This is a genomic window from Paenalicyclobacillus cellulosilyticus (genome assembly GCF_014647315.1).
Lineage (GTDB): Bacteria > Bacillota > Bacilli > Alicyclobacillales > Alicyclobacillaceae > Alicyclobacillus_J > Alicyclobacillus_J cellulosilyticus.
Genome location: NZ_BMOY01000021.1, coordinates 20,807 through 34,741, shown reverse-complemented (window position 1 = coordinate 34,741; position 13,935 = coordinate 20,807). Strand labels below are relative to the sequence as shown.

Annotated in this window: 15 protein-coding genes; 6 read left to right on the top strand and 9 right to left on the bottom strand. The window is 66.1% G+C overall.

Annotation, left to right across the window (positions count from 1 at the left end):
- Positions 1-6 precede the first annotated feature (6 nt).
- The 6 genes from IEX97_RS07810 to IEX97_RS07785 all read left to right on the top strand — a co-directional run bounded on the left by IEX97_RS07810 (position 7) and on the right by IEX97_RS07785 (position 4,384).
- Positions 7-1,413: a hypothetical protein gene (locus tag IEX97_RS07810; RefSeq protein WP_188882194.1), complete on the top strand. Its 1,407-nt coding sequence runs from the start codon at positions 7-9 to the stop codon at positions 1,411-1,413.
- Positions 1,406-1,708, top strand: coding sequence for a metal-sulfur cluster assembly factor (locus IEX97_RS07805; protein ID WP_188882192.1), 303 nt, complete (start codon positions 1,406-1,408; stop codon positions 1,706-1,708). Before IEX97_RS07810 ends, IEX97_RS07805 begins: the two co-directional genes overlap by 8 nt.
- Before the next feature lie 13 nt (positions 1,709-1,721).
- Positions 1,722-2,684 (top strand): multicopper oxidase domain-containing protein, encoded by a 963-nt coding sequence (locus tag IEX97_RS07800; RefSeq protein ID WP_188882190.1) that lies wholly within the window; start codon positions 1,722-1,724, stop codon positions 2,682-2,684.
- Between the two features lie 80 nt (positions 2,685-2,764).
- Positions 2,765-3,616 carry a DNA adenine methylase gene (locus IEX97_RS07795; protein ID WP_229776636.1) on the top strand — a complete coding sequence of 284 codons (852 nt, stop codon included), beginning with the start codon at positions 2,765-2,767 and terminating at the stop codon, positions 3,614-3,616.
- A 19-nt stretch (positions 3,617-3,635) separates the two neighbouring features.
- A complete protein-coding gene (locus tag IEX97_RS07790; protein ID WP_188882188.1) occupies positions 3,636-4,010 on the top strand; it encodes a nucleotidyltransferase family protein in 375 nt (124 codons plus the stop codon).
- On the top strand, positions 3,986-4,384 hold the full coding sequence (locus tag IEX97_RS07785) for an HI0074 family nucleotidyltransferase substrate-binding subunit (protein WP_188882186.1): 399 nt from the start codon (positions 3,986-3,988) through the stop codon (positions 4,382-4,384). The genes IEX97_RS07790 and IEX97_RS07785 overlap by 25 nt, the downstream gene beginning before the upstream one ends.
- Positions 4,385-4,457: 73 nt before the next feature.
- On the opposite strand, the gene IEX97_RS07780 is transcribed toward IEX97_RS07785, so the two are convergent.
- The 9 genes from IEX97_RS07780 to gluQRS all read right to left on the bottom strand — a co-directional run bounded on the left by IEX97_RS07780 (position 4,458) and on the right by gluQRS (position 13,790).
- Entirely contained in the window at positions 4,458-5,402 is a 945-nt protein-coding gene (locus tag IEX97_RS07780) for a thermonuclease family protein (protein WP_229776634.1), read from the bottom strand.
- Positions 5,403-5,557: 155 nt separating this feature from the next.
- Positions 5,558-6,664 carry a GerAB/ArcD/ProY family transporter gene (locus IEX97_RS07775; protein WP_188882185.1) on the bottom strand — a complete coding sequence of 369 codons (1,107 nt, stop codon included), beginning with the start codon at positions 6,662-6,664 and terminating at the stop codon, positions 5,558-5,560.
- A gap of 27 nt (positions 6,665-6,691) precedes the next feature.
- Entirely contained in the window at positions 6,692-7,807 is a 1,116-nt protein-coding gene (locus IEX97_RS07770; protein WP_188882183.1) for a GerAB/ArcD/ProY family transporter, read from the bottom strand.
- Positions 7,808-7,880: 73 nt separating this feature from the next.
- The gene (locus IEX97_RS07765; protein WP_188882181.1) at positions 7,881-8,108 is read right to left on the bottom strand and encodes a hypothetical protein; all 228 of its coding nucleotides are present in this window, start codon (positions 8,106-8,108) and stop codon (positions 7,881-7,883) included.
- Positions 8,109-8,151: 43 nt separating this feature from the next.
- Positions 8,152-9,420, bottom strand: a complete 1,269-nt coding sequence (locus IEX97_RS07760; protein ID WP_188882179.1) for a Ger(x)C family spore germination protein — start codon at positions 9,418-9,420, stop codon at positions 8,152-8,154.
- Between the two features lie 10 nt (positions 9,421-9,430).
- A complete protein-coding gene (locus IEX97_RS07755) occupies positions 9,431-11,050 on the bottom strand; it encodes a spore germination protein (protein WP_188882178.1) in 1,620 nt (539 codons plus the stop codon).
- A 173-nt stretch (positions 11,051-11,223) separates the two neighbouring features.
- Positions 11,224-12,099: an SMP-30/gluconolactonase/LRE family protein gene (locus IEX97_RS07750; RefSeq protein WP_188882177.1), complete on the bottom strand. Its 876-nt coding sequence runs from the start codon at positions 12,097-12,099 to the stop codon at positions 11,224-11,226.
- A 56-nt stretch (positions 12,100-12,155) separates the two neighbouring features.
- Positions 12,156-12,710, bottom strand: a complete 555-nt coding sequence (locus tag IEX97_RS07745) for a Uma2 family endonuclease (protein ID WP_188882176.1) — start codon at positions 12,708-12,710, stop codon at positions 12,156-12,158.
- A gap of 105 nt (positions 12,711-12,815) precedes the next feature.
- Entirely contained in the window at positions 12,816-13,790 is a 975-nt protein-coding gene (gene gluQRS, locus IEX97_RS07740; protein ID WP_188882175.1) for a tRNA glutamyl-Q(34) synthetase GluQRS, read from the bottom strand.
- Positions 13,791-13,935: the final 145 nt, after the last annotated feature.

Sequence of the window (13,935 nt, the reverse complement as noted above, 5' to 3'; positions counted from 1 at the left end):
AGGTGTGTGGATGTGCGCTGGAAGGGGCAGGACGCGGGCCAACAGGTGGGCGGCGGCCGGAGGCCTGCAGAGGCGGATTCCGGCCGCGCGGACCGGGGTGCCGGTCTCCCGGCAGGCCAGGCGGCCGGGCCGGGCATGGTGGCGACAAGCTCATCGCCGCCGCTTCATCTGCCGGTTCGCTACATGATGCTCGGCTTGGCGGGATTCGTGGTCTTTGGTGTCGTCTTGGCGGCGGAGGCTTTCCGTCTCGGCCGGGACGATGCGACGGTACCCGGCGTGGTGGCCCTCACCCACCTGCTCACCTTGGCGTCGCTGTTGTCGTTCGTGATGGGGGCGGTGTACCAGCTCACGACGGTCGCGTTTTTGATCCGGCTCGCCTCCGAGCGGGCGGCGTGCATCAACTTTTGGCTGTACGCCGTGAGCATCGCCGGGCTTATCCCGGCGATGGCCGCCTGGTGGCTGCCCGGTTTGATGGTCTTTGGTACCTTGGCCTCCGTGGCCGTCATCGTCTACGCCGCCATCGTCGGGGTGACGTTGCGGCGGACCCGGGTGGGCGGCCCGATGCGGCTGTTCGTCCTGGCCGCGCATGTGCATCTGGTGCTCGCCGTGGTGGCCGCGTGGCTCATCATCCTGGCGGCGGCCGGGACCGGCGCCTTGGCCAGGTGGTACCTGCCGCTGCTCGCCACCCACATCCTCCTTGCGGCCGGCGGGTTCTTCACCTTTTTGGTCATGGGATTCACCGGCAAGCTGCTGCCGATGTTCACCTTGGCGCACGGCTACCCGCAATACCGTCCACGGTGGCTGTTTTGGCTCGCGGAGACGGCGCTCTGGACGCTCATCACGGCTGCTTGGACCTCGTGGCGCGTCCTGTGGTGGTTGGGCGGCGCGGCCGCACTGGTGGTGTTTCTGTGGTTTGGCCTCAGCGTGTGGTCGATGCTGCGCCACCGCATGCGCAAACGGATCGAGCCGCCGGTCCAGTCCGCCGTCGCGGCCGCGTGTGCGGGCGGCGCCGGGGCGTTGTGGTTGCTCGGCCAGGTGGCGGCACGCGGCGGAAGCGCCGTTTGGCAGAGCGTGACGGGCTTTTACCTGCTTGGCTGGGTGGCGTGGACCCTCATGAGCTACGCCTACAAGATTGTACCGTTTCTGGTGTGGACACACCGGCACAGCAAGCGCACCGGCAGCGGCCGGCCCGTGCTCATCGCCGACCTGTTGCCCCCGGCGCGATCGCGCCCGGCCTTGTGGGGATTCGCGGCGGGTGTGGTGATGCTGACCGCGTCCAGCCTCTGTGCGTGGCCGCCGGGTGTGGCGGTGGGGGCGCTCGCCGTCGCGGCTGCGGTCATCGGGTTCGCATGGCAGCTGCTCGGCGTTCTTGACATCCGCACGACGGCGAAGGAGTGGATGGCGCGTGATTGACCTGGATGAAGTGCGCGAAAAGCTGCGGCAAGAGGTGTACGACCCGGAGATAGGCATCAATGTGGTGGACCTCGGGTTGATCTACGACATCGCGGAGCCGGAGGAAGGCTTGCTCCACATCCGCATGACGATGACGACACCGGGCTGTCCGGCACACGACACGCTGGCGGAGGCTGTCGAGTGGGCGGCGGCCCAGGTGTTCGGCGTCGCCGACGTGCGCGTGGAGGTGGTCTGGGACCCGCCGTGGTCTCCCGCGATGATGTCGGAGGCGGCGCGTGCGCAGCTCGGATGGTGAGGGGGTGTCCGGCATGGCGGCAGCACGCGGGAAATCCGTGCATACGTGGTGGCGTTGGGTGCGGCTCGGATGCGCGGTCGCGGCCACGCTGGCGTGGACAGCGGGGTGCGGCTGGCAGTCACGCGCGGTCCACCCTGGGAAGAACGCGGCGGAGACGGCCAAGCCGCTCAACCAGCGGCCGGTGCCGATGCGGGTCATCCGGCACGGCAACCACGTCGAGTTGGAGATGACGGCGGAGGAGACTTCCATTCAGATTGCCGACGGGGTGTGGTACCACGCCTGGACGTTCGACGGCACGGTGCCCGGGCCGGTCATTTGGCTGCGCCAGGGGGACGAGGTAACGCTGCGCCTGCACAACGCCGATCCGCACATGGCGCACGCCATCGACCTGCATGCGGCGCTGGTGGCGCCGAATCAAGCGTTTGTCGATGTACCGCCGGGCCAGACGCGGACGCTGCACTTTACCGCCAAGCTGCCGGGGGTGTTCATGTACCATTGTGCGAGCCAGCCTATGCTGCAGCACATCGGCAACGGCATGTACGGCGCGGTGGTGGTCGTGCCGCCGGGCGGGCCGGTGCCGGCGTACACCTTGGTGCAGAGCGAGTTCTACCGGAACGGCGATTTTACCCAGATGGCACGTGGGCGTCCGCAGTACGTGGTCTTCAACGGGCGGGCATTCCAGTATGTGCAGCATCCGCTGCCCGCCAAGGTGGGAAAACCGGTGTACATCGCATTCGTCAACGCCGGACCGAACGAGTTCGCCGCATTCCACGTCGTCGGCACCGTGCTGCGCGACGTGATGCCGAGCGGCAGCCCCCGGACGCACCTGTACGACCTGCAGACGTATACCGTGGCACCGGGTGACGGCGCGCTCATCCGGTTGGTGTTCGACGCCCCGGGCATGTATCCGTTCGTCACGCACGACATGGCCGATATGACCCAAGGAGCCATGGGGATGTTCCGGGTGACACCATGACGGTACGTGCCGGTGCTGACGCAGTGCCACGATCTGTTGTAGAGTGGGAGGTGATAAGCCTGCCGAAGGGGATAGCGCTCGTGGTGGAGGAGGACGGCAGCGTGATGGACATCGCAGCGTCTGTATCTTTGTACAAACCGCTGCTCAAGTGGGCGGGTGGCAAGCGCTGGCTGGTGCCGACCCTGCGCCCGCTTTGGCAGCGGTTTGTCGCGTCGTGCCCAAACGGGCGCTTGGTGGAGCCGTTCTGCGGCGGTTTGGCGGTGACCCTGGGTTTGCTGCCGAGGCGGGCGTTGCTCAACGACGTCAACCCGCATCTGATCCATTTCTATCGGGCGGTGCAGCGCGGGCTGACCATCGACATGCCCATGGAGAACGATGCCGGGCTGTACTACCAACACCGGGACCGGTTCAACGCGTTGATCCGCCAGGGTCAAGCGGACTCGGACGAAGCGGCGGCGCTTTTTTATTACCTCAACAAGACCGGGTACAACGGCCTGTGCCGGTTTAACAAGCAGGGCCTGTTCAACGTGCCGTTCGGCAAGTACAAGCGGATCACCTACCAGCGGGACTTTCACGCTTATCGCGAGGTGTTCGCGGCGTGGGAGTTTCGCTGCGGCGACTTTGAGACGGTGAAGGTCCGGCCGGGGGATTTTGTCTACGCCGATCCGCCCTACGACGTGGTCTTCCGCCAGTACGCGGCGGAGGGCTTCTCCTGGCAGGACCAGGAGCGGTTGGCCCGGTGGCTGGCGTCGCTCGATGTGCCGGTGGCGGTGTCGAACCAGGCGACGGATCGCATCGTCGAGTTGTACCGGTCGCTCGGGTTCACCGTCTATTTTTTGCAAGGCCCGCGCATGATCAGCTGCACGGGCGACCGTTCCGCCGCGCGCGAGGTGTTGGCGGTCAAGGGCTTGGTGTCATCAGGCGCGAGATGACACGAGGAAGGGTCGTGTCGTGAACCAGCGAAGCCAAACGGGACAAGACGGGGCGGAAAATCAACCACGTGGTGCGGTCAACCGGGACGATGCGCGCTGGCGGGCGGTGCGCGAGGCGGTGCGCTTGGTGCGTGACGTCGCCGGCGCGGGCGTGCGCTGTTACGTGTTCGGCTCCCTCGCCCGCGGGGAAGCGGGGCCTGCGTCGGATATCGATCTCGCCCTCGAGGCAGACGGACCGTTGCCGAGGCGGGTATTGGCCGAGATTCGGGAGCGGTTGGAGGAATCGCACATTCCGTATGTGTTCGACGTGGTGGATCTGCGGGCTGTGGATGGTTCGTTCGCCAATCGCATTCGCCAGGAGGCGGTGTTGTGGACCGAGTCAGGGAAGCCTTGATGCGGGCAGAGCGGGCGCTGGCGCGTTTGGAGGAGGTATTGGCTGCAGACCGTGAGGATGAAATCCAGCGCGACGCATCCATTCAACGGTTCGAATTCACGTTTGAAGCGGTGTGGAAGGCGGCACGCCATGTATTGCGTCAAGCCGAGGGTATCGACGTGGCCTCGCCCAAGGGTGTCATCCGGGCATGCCTGCAGGTTGGCTTGCTTACCGCGCCAGAGACGGAACAGGCGCTGGCCATGGCGGATGACCGCAACCTCACCAGCCATACATACGATGAGGCGTTGGCGGGGGAGTTGTACCGCCGCCTGCCGGATCACGCTGCGCTGATGCGCACATGGCTGACGCGGTTGCAGACACGGGCCGGCGCGTAGGCACGTGCCGCGCCGCCGGGCATGCTGCACCGCCGCGGGGCGAACGGACACTGTGCCGGGTGCCCGCGGCGGGTTACCGCGCTACGTGCAGGGTCAGTTGCAGCGTCTTGCCGCCGGCGGTGATGATGACCGGCCAGTCGCCGGGCGTGGTGTTTGTTCCCACCATCCAGGTCCAGGTGATGAGGCCATGGCTGTCCGCTTGTTGGTCGGCGAGCCCGCGGGCGTGGCTGGGCCCGGTCTTGTACAACACCTCGATGTGGCCTACCGTACCCGGGCGCGTCCGCACGGTGACCGAAGCGTGATCGCCCGGGGAGACGGACAGGTTCGCGGTCACCAGCGTCAGCCCGGCTTGGGCGGTTGAGCTGCCGTTGCGGGCCGCTGCCCATTGCCGGTAGGCGGCGAGATTGAAACCATCCGGCGTGACATAGCCTGGGATCTGCCAGATGCCCAGGTGGTGGCTGCGGGCAAACGCCTCGTCTTGCCGCAACTGCGCCAGGTGCTGGGTGTTGGGTGCATAAACGTAGGCGACGCGCGCCAGGCCGCGCCGGACCACGTCTTCGTTGTACATGTCGTTGGGCGCCAGGTACACAAACGCCAACAAGCGGCCGTATTTGTCGCGCTGGTGGCCAGGTTTGCCTTCCTCAAGCCAAACGCGCTTCCCGGGCGGCATCTCCTTTTTCGCAAAGGCACTCGCTTCCGGGCCGAACGGCTCCACCGGTTTGCCGGGGTCGACCGTTTCCGGCGTGTCGATGAGGAGCAAGCGCACCGTTTCGATGCGCCCGTTCTGCAGGCGGACCACGATGGTGTCGCCATCCACGTCCCGCACGACCACCGCGGGAACGCGGGTGCTGGCGGAGGCAGCGTTGGCCGCTGGCGCTTTGGCCGCAGCCGGTGCCTTGGCCGCCGCAAAGACTGGAGAGGCCGTGTGCAGCAACGCGGCCGCAGCGGCGGGCCCCGGGGTGGCGGCGTGCGCGGCCAGGGACAACAGGAATGACCAAGCGGCAACACGCATCGCCATCCGTCCCGTTCGTCTCGTCGGCCAAGGGAACATGTCGGATCAGCACCTCTCTGCGTGGTTGAACGTGTGCGAAGCCATGCGTGGCGCCAAGCGGCGCGTGACGGCATGGCACGCGGGACAAAGTGCGCGGCGAAACGCGAGGAGAGATTCATCAATTATTGTAACCGAGCGGGCAACGTCCCGGAGACACGCCGGCGCACGTATGCGGCGGCGATGGCCAGGAGGGGCAGGCCGAGGAACGATGCGGCAAAGTATGCGGGGGCTGTGTCGATGATGAAGATGCCGAGATCGTGGACGTTGCGGAACAGAAAGTCGCTTCCCACCCAGGCGGAGAGCGCGGCGGCGTACACCACGATCCGCCGGGACGGCAGGGCGAACACGTGCCGCCAGACTTCGCACAAGCTGAAGTGAAACACGGACAGTTTCAAGATGAGCGTGGCCATGACCCCCATCACGTACAACGTGTCGAGGCGTTCCAAATATTTGCCGAGCCGGATGGTGCGCACCACCTCCAGCATCGGGTATTGCAGGTGCGAGGCGGCCGGTCCGGAGATGGCGATGGAAAGCGTGATGCCGAGGGTCATCAGGGCGGCGACGATGACCGACGCAATCAGCAAATCCCGGCCGATGGTCTCCGGTTTGCGCAAGTAGGGTGCCATATGCAGCACCAGCAGGGTCTCCAAACCGTACACCAAGACCGGGACGACACAGGCGCGCAGGACGGGAGACCACCCATCGCCGAGGATGGGGAGGAATTCCTGCCCGTCAAAATGCCGCAATGCGAGCACGAACAGCAACGGTCCGATGACGAGCGCGAACGGGGTGGTGGCTTCCGTCACCCGGGCCATCACCTCAAGTCCATGGGCAACGTAGAACGCCACGATGAACATGCACAGTCCGGTGAGGATGGGTTCCGCGGTGTGCGGCAACACGGCGGCGCCGAGGAACGCGCTCGCCTCGCGCAAGATGGTGCTGACGGAGATCCAGAGCAGAATGCTTTGCCAGACGGCGAGGCCTCGGCCCAACCAAGGACCGAATGTGAGCAGCAACGCGCCGGACAAGGTTTCACCCGGGAAGACACGCACGAACCACGAGGCGAGCGGCGCCGTGATGGCACCGGCCAGCAAACAGGATACGCCCGCCATCCACCCGTCGTGGACGGTGAATTGGGCCACGCTGGCGGGCAGGGTGATGATGCCGGTGGCGGTCACCGTCCAGATCAGCATCGAGACCAGTTGCACGCGTGAGATCTGCACGGACATCTCCCATCCCCCTTTCTCCGGCATGCTTCATACGGCGTGCGTGCCGTCGCGGACGGACGGCCACCGTTGGCGAACCCAGTGCACGGCCAAGACCAAGAGCGGCACCCCGGCGAAGGAAGAGAAGACGAACAGCGGGCCGACTTCCAGAATGTCGAAGGCGAGATCGGCCACGGTCCGAAACATGTACGGATGCGCGCTCCACATCAGCAGAGCCACCACACCCGTCAGCATCCGCGGCGAAGGCAGTTGAAGGAAGGTGCCCGTTGCATCACACAAAGCGAACAGGAACACCGCCAGCTTGATGATGAGCGTGATGAGGACCGCCATCACATACAGGGTGTCGATCCGCTCGAGAAACCAACTGAAACGGACGCTGCGGACCGCTTCGAGGATGGGGTATTGAAAATGGCTGACCGCAGCGCCGGACACGCCAAAGGAGACCGCGATGGCGGCGCTGAGCAAGACCATGATGATGGCGGTGGCGGTCAACACGTCGCGGCCCACGGTCGCCGGACTGCGCAATGCGGGCAGCAGTTGCAACACGATGAACAGCTCTGTCCCGTAGGCGAGTGCCGGAACCAGGGAAGCGCGCAACACCGGACGCCAACCGTCGCCCAGCACCGGGGTCAATTCATGGAGGTCGAAGTTTTTCAAGGCGAGCAGCAGCAGCAACGGACCGACGAAGAGCGCAAACGGCGTGATGGTTTCGGCGACGCGGGCAATCACCTCGATGCCCAGGTATGCGATATACGCCACCGTCATGAGAAACAAAAGGCTGATGAGCCATTCCGGCGTCGACGGCAGCGCGGTCGCGCTGACGAACACGTCGATTTCGCGGGTGATGGCCGCGATGACAATCACGTAGCTGCTCAAGTGCCAGAGGCCGAGCCACCGGCCGCACCACGGTCCGCATACGTCCAGGATGGTCTCCATCAAGGACCGGCCGGGGAAGCGACGGGCAAACACGTGCGCCATCAGGGCAGCGAAACCGCCGCCCATCCCGATGGACAAGCCTGCCATCCAACCGTCCGCAACGGTGAATTGGGCGACGAGCGCCGGGATGGTGACAATCCCGGTGCCGAGGGCGGTCCATAGAAGGATGGTGGTCAATTGCAGCCGGGAGATCTGGGTGCGGCCGTGCATCGGGTGCAGAAGTATCCCTCCTTGCTGTCCGGCGCATGCCATTCAAGGTCGCCGCTTGACCAAGGCCGTCCCGTCACAAGACCTTGTACAGCCATTGTGTGGGCGGATAGAAGATCCACTCGAGCCAACGCAACGGCCGGAAGTCCGGCATGTACAACGTCCAGCGGTGCGCCCATGCCATCAGGACGGCACCGAGGCACATGACCGCAAAGGCCGCTTTGCCGCGCCAGGGGGTGTCTTTCAGTTCACGCCATTGGGCTGCGGTGAGCAAGGTTGCCAATACCAGGGTCCACCAAAACACGGGTCCTTTGCTCCTTTCCGGGTTGCATGGAAACCGCGGCGGCTCAGAACAATCCTGGCGGGGGCGCCGCCGTGCCGCGCGCGGCCCGCGGCGGTTTTTGGCCTTCCTTTTGCCAGAGTTCTTCGGTATGGATGGTCAAGCCGCTGCGCACCACCGCCAGATCCGCATGGATGATCACCTGGGCACGGGCGAAGACCTCGGGCCACGCTGCTTGCCAACGGCGCCAAACCGCAGGATGTTGCCGGTAGAACGCGGTCGCCAGTTGTGCTGCGTCGGTATGGCGGGCTTGCAGCAGCGCCATGGTCTGACGCATCTCCCGTTCGATTTGGCGGGCGCCCGCTTGGCTCAAGGTCACGTACATCTTGGCGTCGAGCGGCTGGCTGTCACCGAGGCGCTCCACTTCCGCCGTGCCGTGGAGGGAGATGGTGAAGCGCAGGCGCCCGTCGCGCAAGACCTCGGCGCGGATGTCGGTCTGGGTCGACAGCAGGCGCAACGCGGTGATGGTTTCAGCTTGTGCGCGGGCCGCGTTGTTCTTGGCCTTGTCCTTTCCGACGGGCGTCGGCATGGTCAACAGGGTGTTGTACGTCGGTCCGCTCAACCACATCAGGCCGCGCACCGTCGCCATGGGCAGGTACAACGGCGGGCGCCCGGGCGGCAGGGCGGCGAGCCCGCGCAACACCGGCCGGTTTTCCGCGTCGACCTCCATCCATGCCAGCAGCGGGGTGCGTGCGGGGCTGAGGTGTTGCTTCACGACATACAACTGTTCCGTCCGGAACACGGCGGACTTTTGCGCTGCCTGTTCGACGAGCTCGCGGATGCCGAACGCGTTGAGCGGCTCCGGGTCCGTCCGGCTCTGGAGCAGGCGCGCCGAAGACCCCTGCGTGATCACCATCATTTGATTGCGGCGGAAGGCGCGGTAACGCTCCAGATAATCAAACGCGCGATCAATGCCGCTTTCCGCGCACCGGTGGTTGAAGACCACCAGCGTGTTGTGCGACAAGTAGAGGCGGTGCGGGAGGTTTTGATCGAAGGCAGCGATGGCGTCCTCCAAGGTGGGGGCCGTCGTTTGACGCAAGAGGAACGCCTGGCTGCCTCCGCTCTGGTTACCGCCAGAGTTACCGCCTGCCGCGCCGCCCGCTGAGGGGGATGACGTCGGGTTGACGATTTCCGCCGTGACGTGCACCTGCCCCTGCGCCGTCTCATCCACCCCCAGGCCAATGACGATGTTCAGGTCGTTCACCTCGGTGTAGTCGGCGCACCCGGCGAGCATCAGCATAAGACCCAGCAGACCCCATCGCCAGCGCGGCCTCATCCTGCGTCCCTCACCGGGGTTCCTTGGTCTTCGCCGGCGGCGGGGACGGGCTGCGCACCGGATCGAGCGTCTCGTATTGGCGCGGCCGCTCGCGCATCACCCACCACGGCGCCCGGATGATGACATCTTTCATATCCTGCCAGATGAACGGCGCGATGGGCGAGGTGTACGGCACGCCGAACGAGCGGATGGACACCAGGTGGCCGAGCAGGAACATGAGGCCGAGGATGATGCCGTAAAGTCCGAGGAAGCCGGCTAACAGCACGAACGTAAATTGCAACAGCCGCGTGGTCTGGACCAGGCCCAGGCCGGGCAGGGTGAACGAGGCGACGCCCGTGGCGGCGATGACGATGATCATCCCCGGCGAGACGAGTCCGGCGCGCACGGCCGCATCGCCGATGATGAGCGTGCCGACGATGCTCACCGATTGGCCGACGGCGCGCGGGAGGCGCGTGCCCGCCTCGCGCAACGCCTCGAAGGAGAACATCATGATCAGCGCCTCGGCCACGGTGGGGAACGGGATCCCTGCATGCTGGGCGGCAACGCTGATGAGCAGCGGCGTCGGGATGAGGTCCTGGTTGTACGACAGCACCGCCACGTACAACGCCGGCAGGAGGATGGCCGCCCAGAACATGGTGTGCCGGATGAGGCGCAGGGGGAGAGCGAGCGTGAACTGGGTGTAGTAGTCCTCGGGCGAGAGCAGGAAGTTGAAGAATGTCACCGGCACCAAGAGCGCCGTGGGCGATCCGTCGGCGATGACGGCGACCCGCCCTTGCATGAGGTTGCCGGCCACGCGCTCCGGCCGCTCGGTCTCCTCGGTGGTGGGAAAGAGGGTGAACGGCGCGTCGGTGATGTGTTCCCGCACATGGTTGATGTCGGTGATGATGTCGGTGCGGATGCGCTGGAGGCGCTGGCGCACCTCCTCCACCAGGGCGGGTTTGGCCACACCCTCGATGTAGAGGATGGCGACCTGGGTGCGGGAGTACGTGCCGAGTTCGTGCGTCTCCACCTTCAAACGCGGCGTGCGCAGCCGCTTGCGCAACAGGGCGACGTTGAGGTCGAGGCTTTCCACCATCGCCTCCTGCGGACCTTGCACCGTCGGCTCGTTTTCCGCCCGGTCGACGGAGCGGCCCGGCGGCCGGTTGACGTCGAGGCACAGCGCCATGCCCGACCGGTCCACGTACACCACCGCCCGCCCGCCGACGAGCGCGGTGGAGCATTCTCCCATCGTCCGCGCGTAGGTGATGGAGGTGGCCGTGAGGCGTTGTGCCAGCGCTTCCGGTGACGAGGCGTACGCGTCCGCGTGCGTAAGCGGATCGAACACGCCGGCCTGCAGGCGTTCATTGTCCGTCAGGCCGTTCAGCCACGCCACGACGATGTCGCGGCCGCCGATGTGCAGGGTGCGCAACCGCAAGTCGTGGCTGGGTTGCCAGAGTTCGCTCAGCGCTTGATGAAACGCACGGCTGCGCCGGGGCAGGGGCGCTTCTTGCCAGGCTTCTGCCTGCGCGGGCGCTGTGCCGGCGCGGGCGGTGCGATAGCGGGCCTGGTGCAGGTTGCGCAGACCGCTCCACACGGCGTCGAAGCTCGCGGTCCGCCGGTTCCGGCGGGACCGGAAAGAAAACCAACGCATCTGGATTCGCTCCCGTCGCGCGCAGAGAGGAAATGCGCGTCATGTTTGGCGGGATCTTCATCCCGGCGCTTAGTCTGCCGCGCGACGGGGCGGATCATGCGGACGGACGGGGCGGATCGCAGAAACATGGCCGAACCCGTTTCCCAAGGACGCTTCCCTGCGGTGGCGTGGGGTCAGCCGGCAAATGCGCAGGTCGGGAGGCCGCGCACGCCCACGGACGCCCGGAACAGGCCTCCCGAGTGGGTATAGGCGGCGAGGGTTGCCGCGTCGAGCCCGGTGCGGGCGCTGGTGATGTACAGTTCATCCAGGTTGGGCCCGCCGAAGACGCACGAGGTGGTGCGCGGCGCGGGGACCTCGACGGTGAGCAGGCGTTCGCCGGTGTACGGGTTCCACCGCGAAACCACGCCGCCGTCCCACTGTGCCACCCAGATCATGCCTTCTTCGTCCACGGTCATGCCGTCCGGCACGCCCTGGTCAATCTCCGCCACCACCCGGGGATTGGCGATGGTGCCGGTGTCGAGATGGTAGTCGTACGCCATGACCTTGCGGGTCGGGCTGTCGATGTAGTACATCACCCGGTTGTCCGGACTCCAGCCGATGCCGTTGGAGCAGAAGATGCCGGAAAGCACCTTGCGGACGGAGAGATCCGGCTCCAAGCAGTAGAGCGAACCGAGCGGTTCCGGACTATCGGCTATCGCCATGGTTCCCGCCCAGAAGCGGCCGCGGGCATCGCACTTGCCGTCGTTGAAGCGGGTGCGCGGGTCGTCCGCCTCCACCGCTGCGAGTAGGGAGAGCGCGCCGGTGACCGGATTGAGCGCGTAGAATCCGTCCTGCAGGACGACCACCAGACCGCCTTGCGCGCGCGGGACCACCGCGCCGACCATCTGGCCGACGGGGATGGTACGATCCCGCCCGGTGCCGGGGTGGTAGACGTGAATGGCACGGCCTTCGATGTCCACCCAGTAGAGCACGCCTTCACCGACGTGCCAGGACGGGCCTTCGCCGAGCGTGGCGCGGGCATCGAGGATGAGTTCAAGCGTATGGGCCATGGGGCAGACCTCCTTTGGGCGGGAAGGGCCGCATACGATGTGCCTTTCCCTTTAAGTTAGAAAATCGTCCCCACGTCGAGGGCGAGATCGGGAAAACGGGCGGGACACAATGTGTCACCACGCTTGAACTCGGCCATCCAGCGCAACGCGGTGCCGTCGTGCCGGTACACGTGGATGACCTGCTCTCCCGGGTCCACCACCCAGTATTCTGGAACTTGCACGCGTTGGTACAGGTTCAGTTTGCGGATCAGGTCCTGGGTCGCAGTGGACGGCGACAGGACTTCAATGACCAGAACCGGCACGCCGACAATCCGCTTGTCGCGTCCGTATCTGCCGCACATCACAAACAAATCGGGCTGTACGACATCCCGGGTTTGTAAACTCTCCTCGAAGCACAAGTCCATCGGGGCGATGTACGCTTGGCAATCTTTTCCCCGCAGATACATGGCGAATTCCGCACCCAGCTGTAACACGACCTGTTGATGTTCCGGTGTCGGACTTGCCAACATATAGGGTATCCCGTCGATCAACTCCCATCGCTCCGGGCCGTCCCAGGTGAGGTAATCGGCGTATGTATAGGCTTCGGAACGATCCCGCTTGGGCTTCGCCATGCCGCCATCCTCCCGTTCCGCGCAGTCCCTTCCGGCACCAGTATAACGCAAACGTGCGCGCAGCCCCGAGGGGGCGCGGCGCCTTCGCCTGTCGGCTTGCGACGGCTACGTCGCGCCGGCGCCCAACCACGCCGCAAACCCTGCCGGGAGGCGCACCGGCTCGCGCGGGAGGCGATGGAGGCGAAAGTGCGGCAGAAGGTCGGCCGGGCGCAGGGGTTCGGGCGTCTCGCTGAGCCCGGCGCAGTGCGCCAAAAGGCCCACCACGCGCTCGGGCGCAACCCCGTGCGCGCGCAGGCCGGGCAGGGTGAGCGTGGCGTCGCGCTTCGCCAGCCGGCGGCCGTCCGGGCCGAGCAAAAGCGGCACGTGGGCGAAGCGGGGCGCGGGCAGACCCAGGGCGTCGTACAGCCAGATCTGCCGCGGCGTCGAGTCGAGGAGGTCGGCCCCGCGCACGACGTGGGTGACGGCCATGGCCGCGTCGTCCACCACCACCGCCAGCTGGTAGGCAATCACGCCGTCCGCGCGCTCCACGATGAAGTCGCCGCCTGCGCCGGGCGGGAAGGACTGCGGGCCGAGGACGAGATCGTCAAACGAGATGGGCGCATCCGGCATGGCGAACCGCCACGCGGGGCGCTTGCGCCTGGCGCGATCCGCTTGTTCGGCGGGGGTGAGGCGGCGGCAGGTGCCGGGATACGCCGGGCCTTCGCTGCCGAGGCCGTGCGGGGCACGGGCGATGGCCAGCAGCTCCGCCCGGCTGCAGAAACACGGATACAGGCGGCCGTCGCGGCGCAGGCGGGCGAGGGCGTCCAGGTACAGGCGGGATCGAGCGCGTTGGGCATAAGGCGCAAACGGCCCGCCCACGTCCGGCCCCTCATCCCAGTCGAGGCCGAGCCAACGCAGGTCGTCGAGGATCTGCGCGGCGTATTCCGGTTTGCAGCGCGGGAGGTCAATGTCTTCCATGCGCAGTATGAACGATCCGTTTGCCTGCCGGGCATGCAACCAGGCCCACAGCGCGGTCCAGGCGTTGCCCAAATGCAGCCAACCCGAGGGTGTAGGGGCAAAGCGGCCGCGGACCTTTTCCATGGCACACCTCCTCGCCTGCGGGGCGAAAGACCGTTCGTGGCGCACGAGCCCGGTGCCCCGCGCGGCCAATGTCTCCTCTCTGTTTTTCCTCCTGGTGATGAAATTGTACAAAATCGCTCTGGTTTTCTCCCCGCAAACGGCGTAT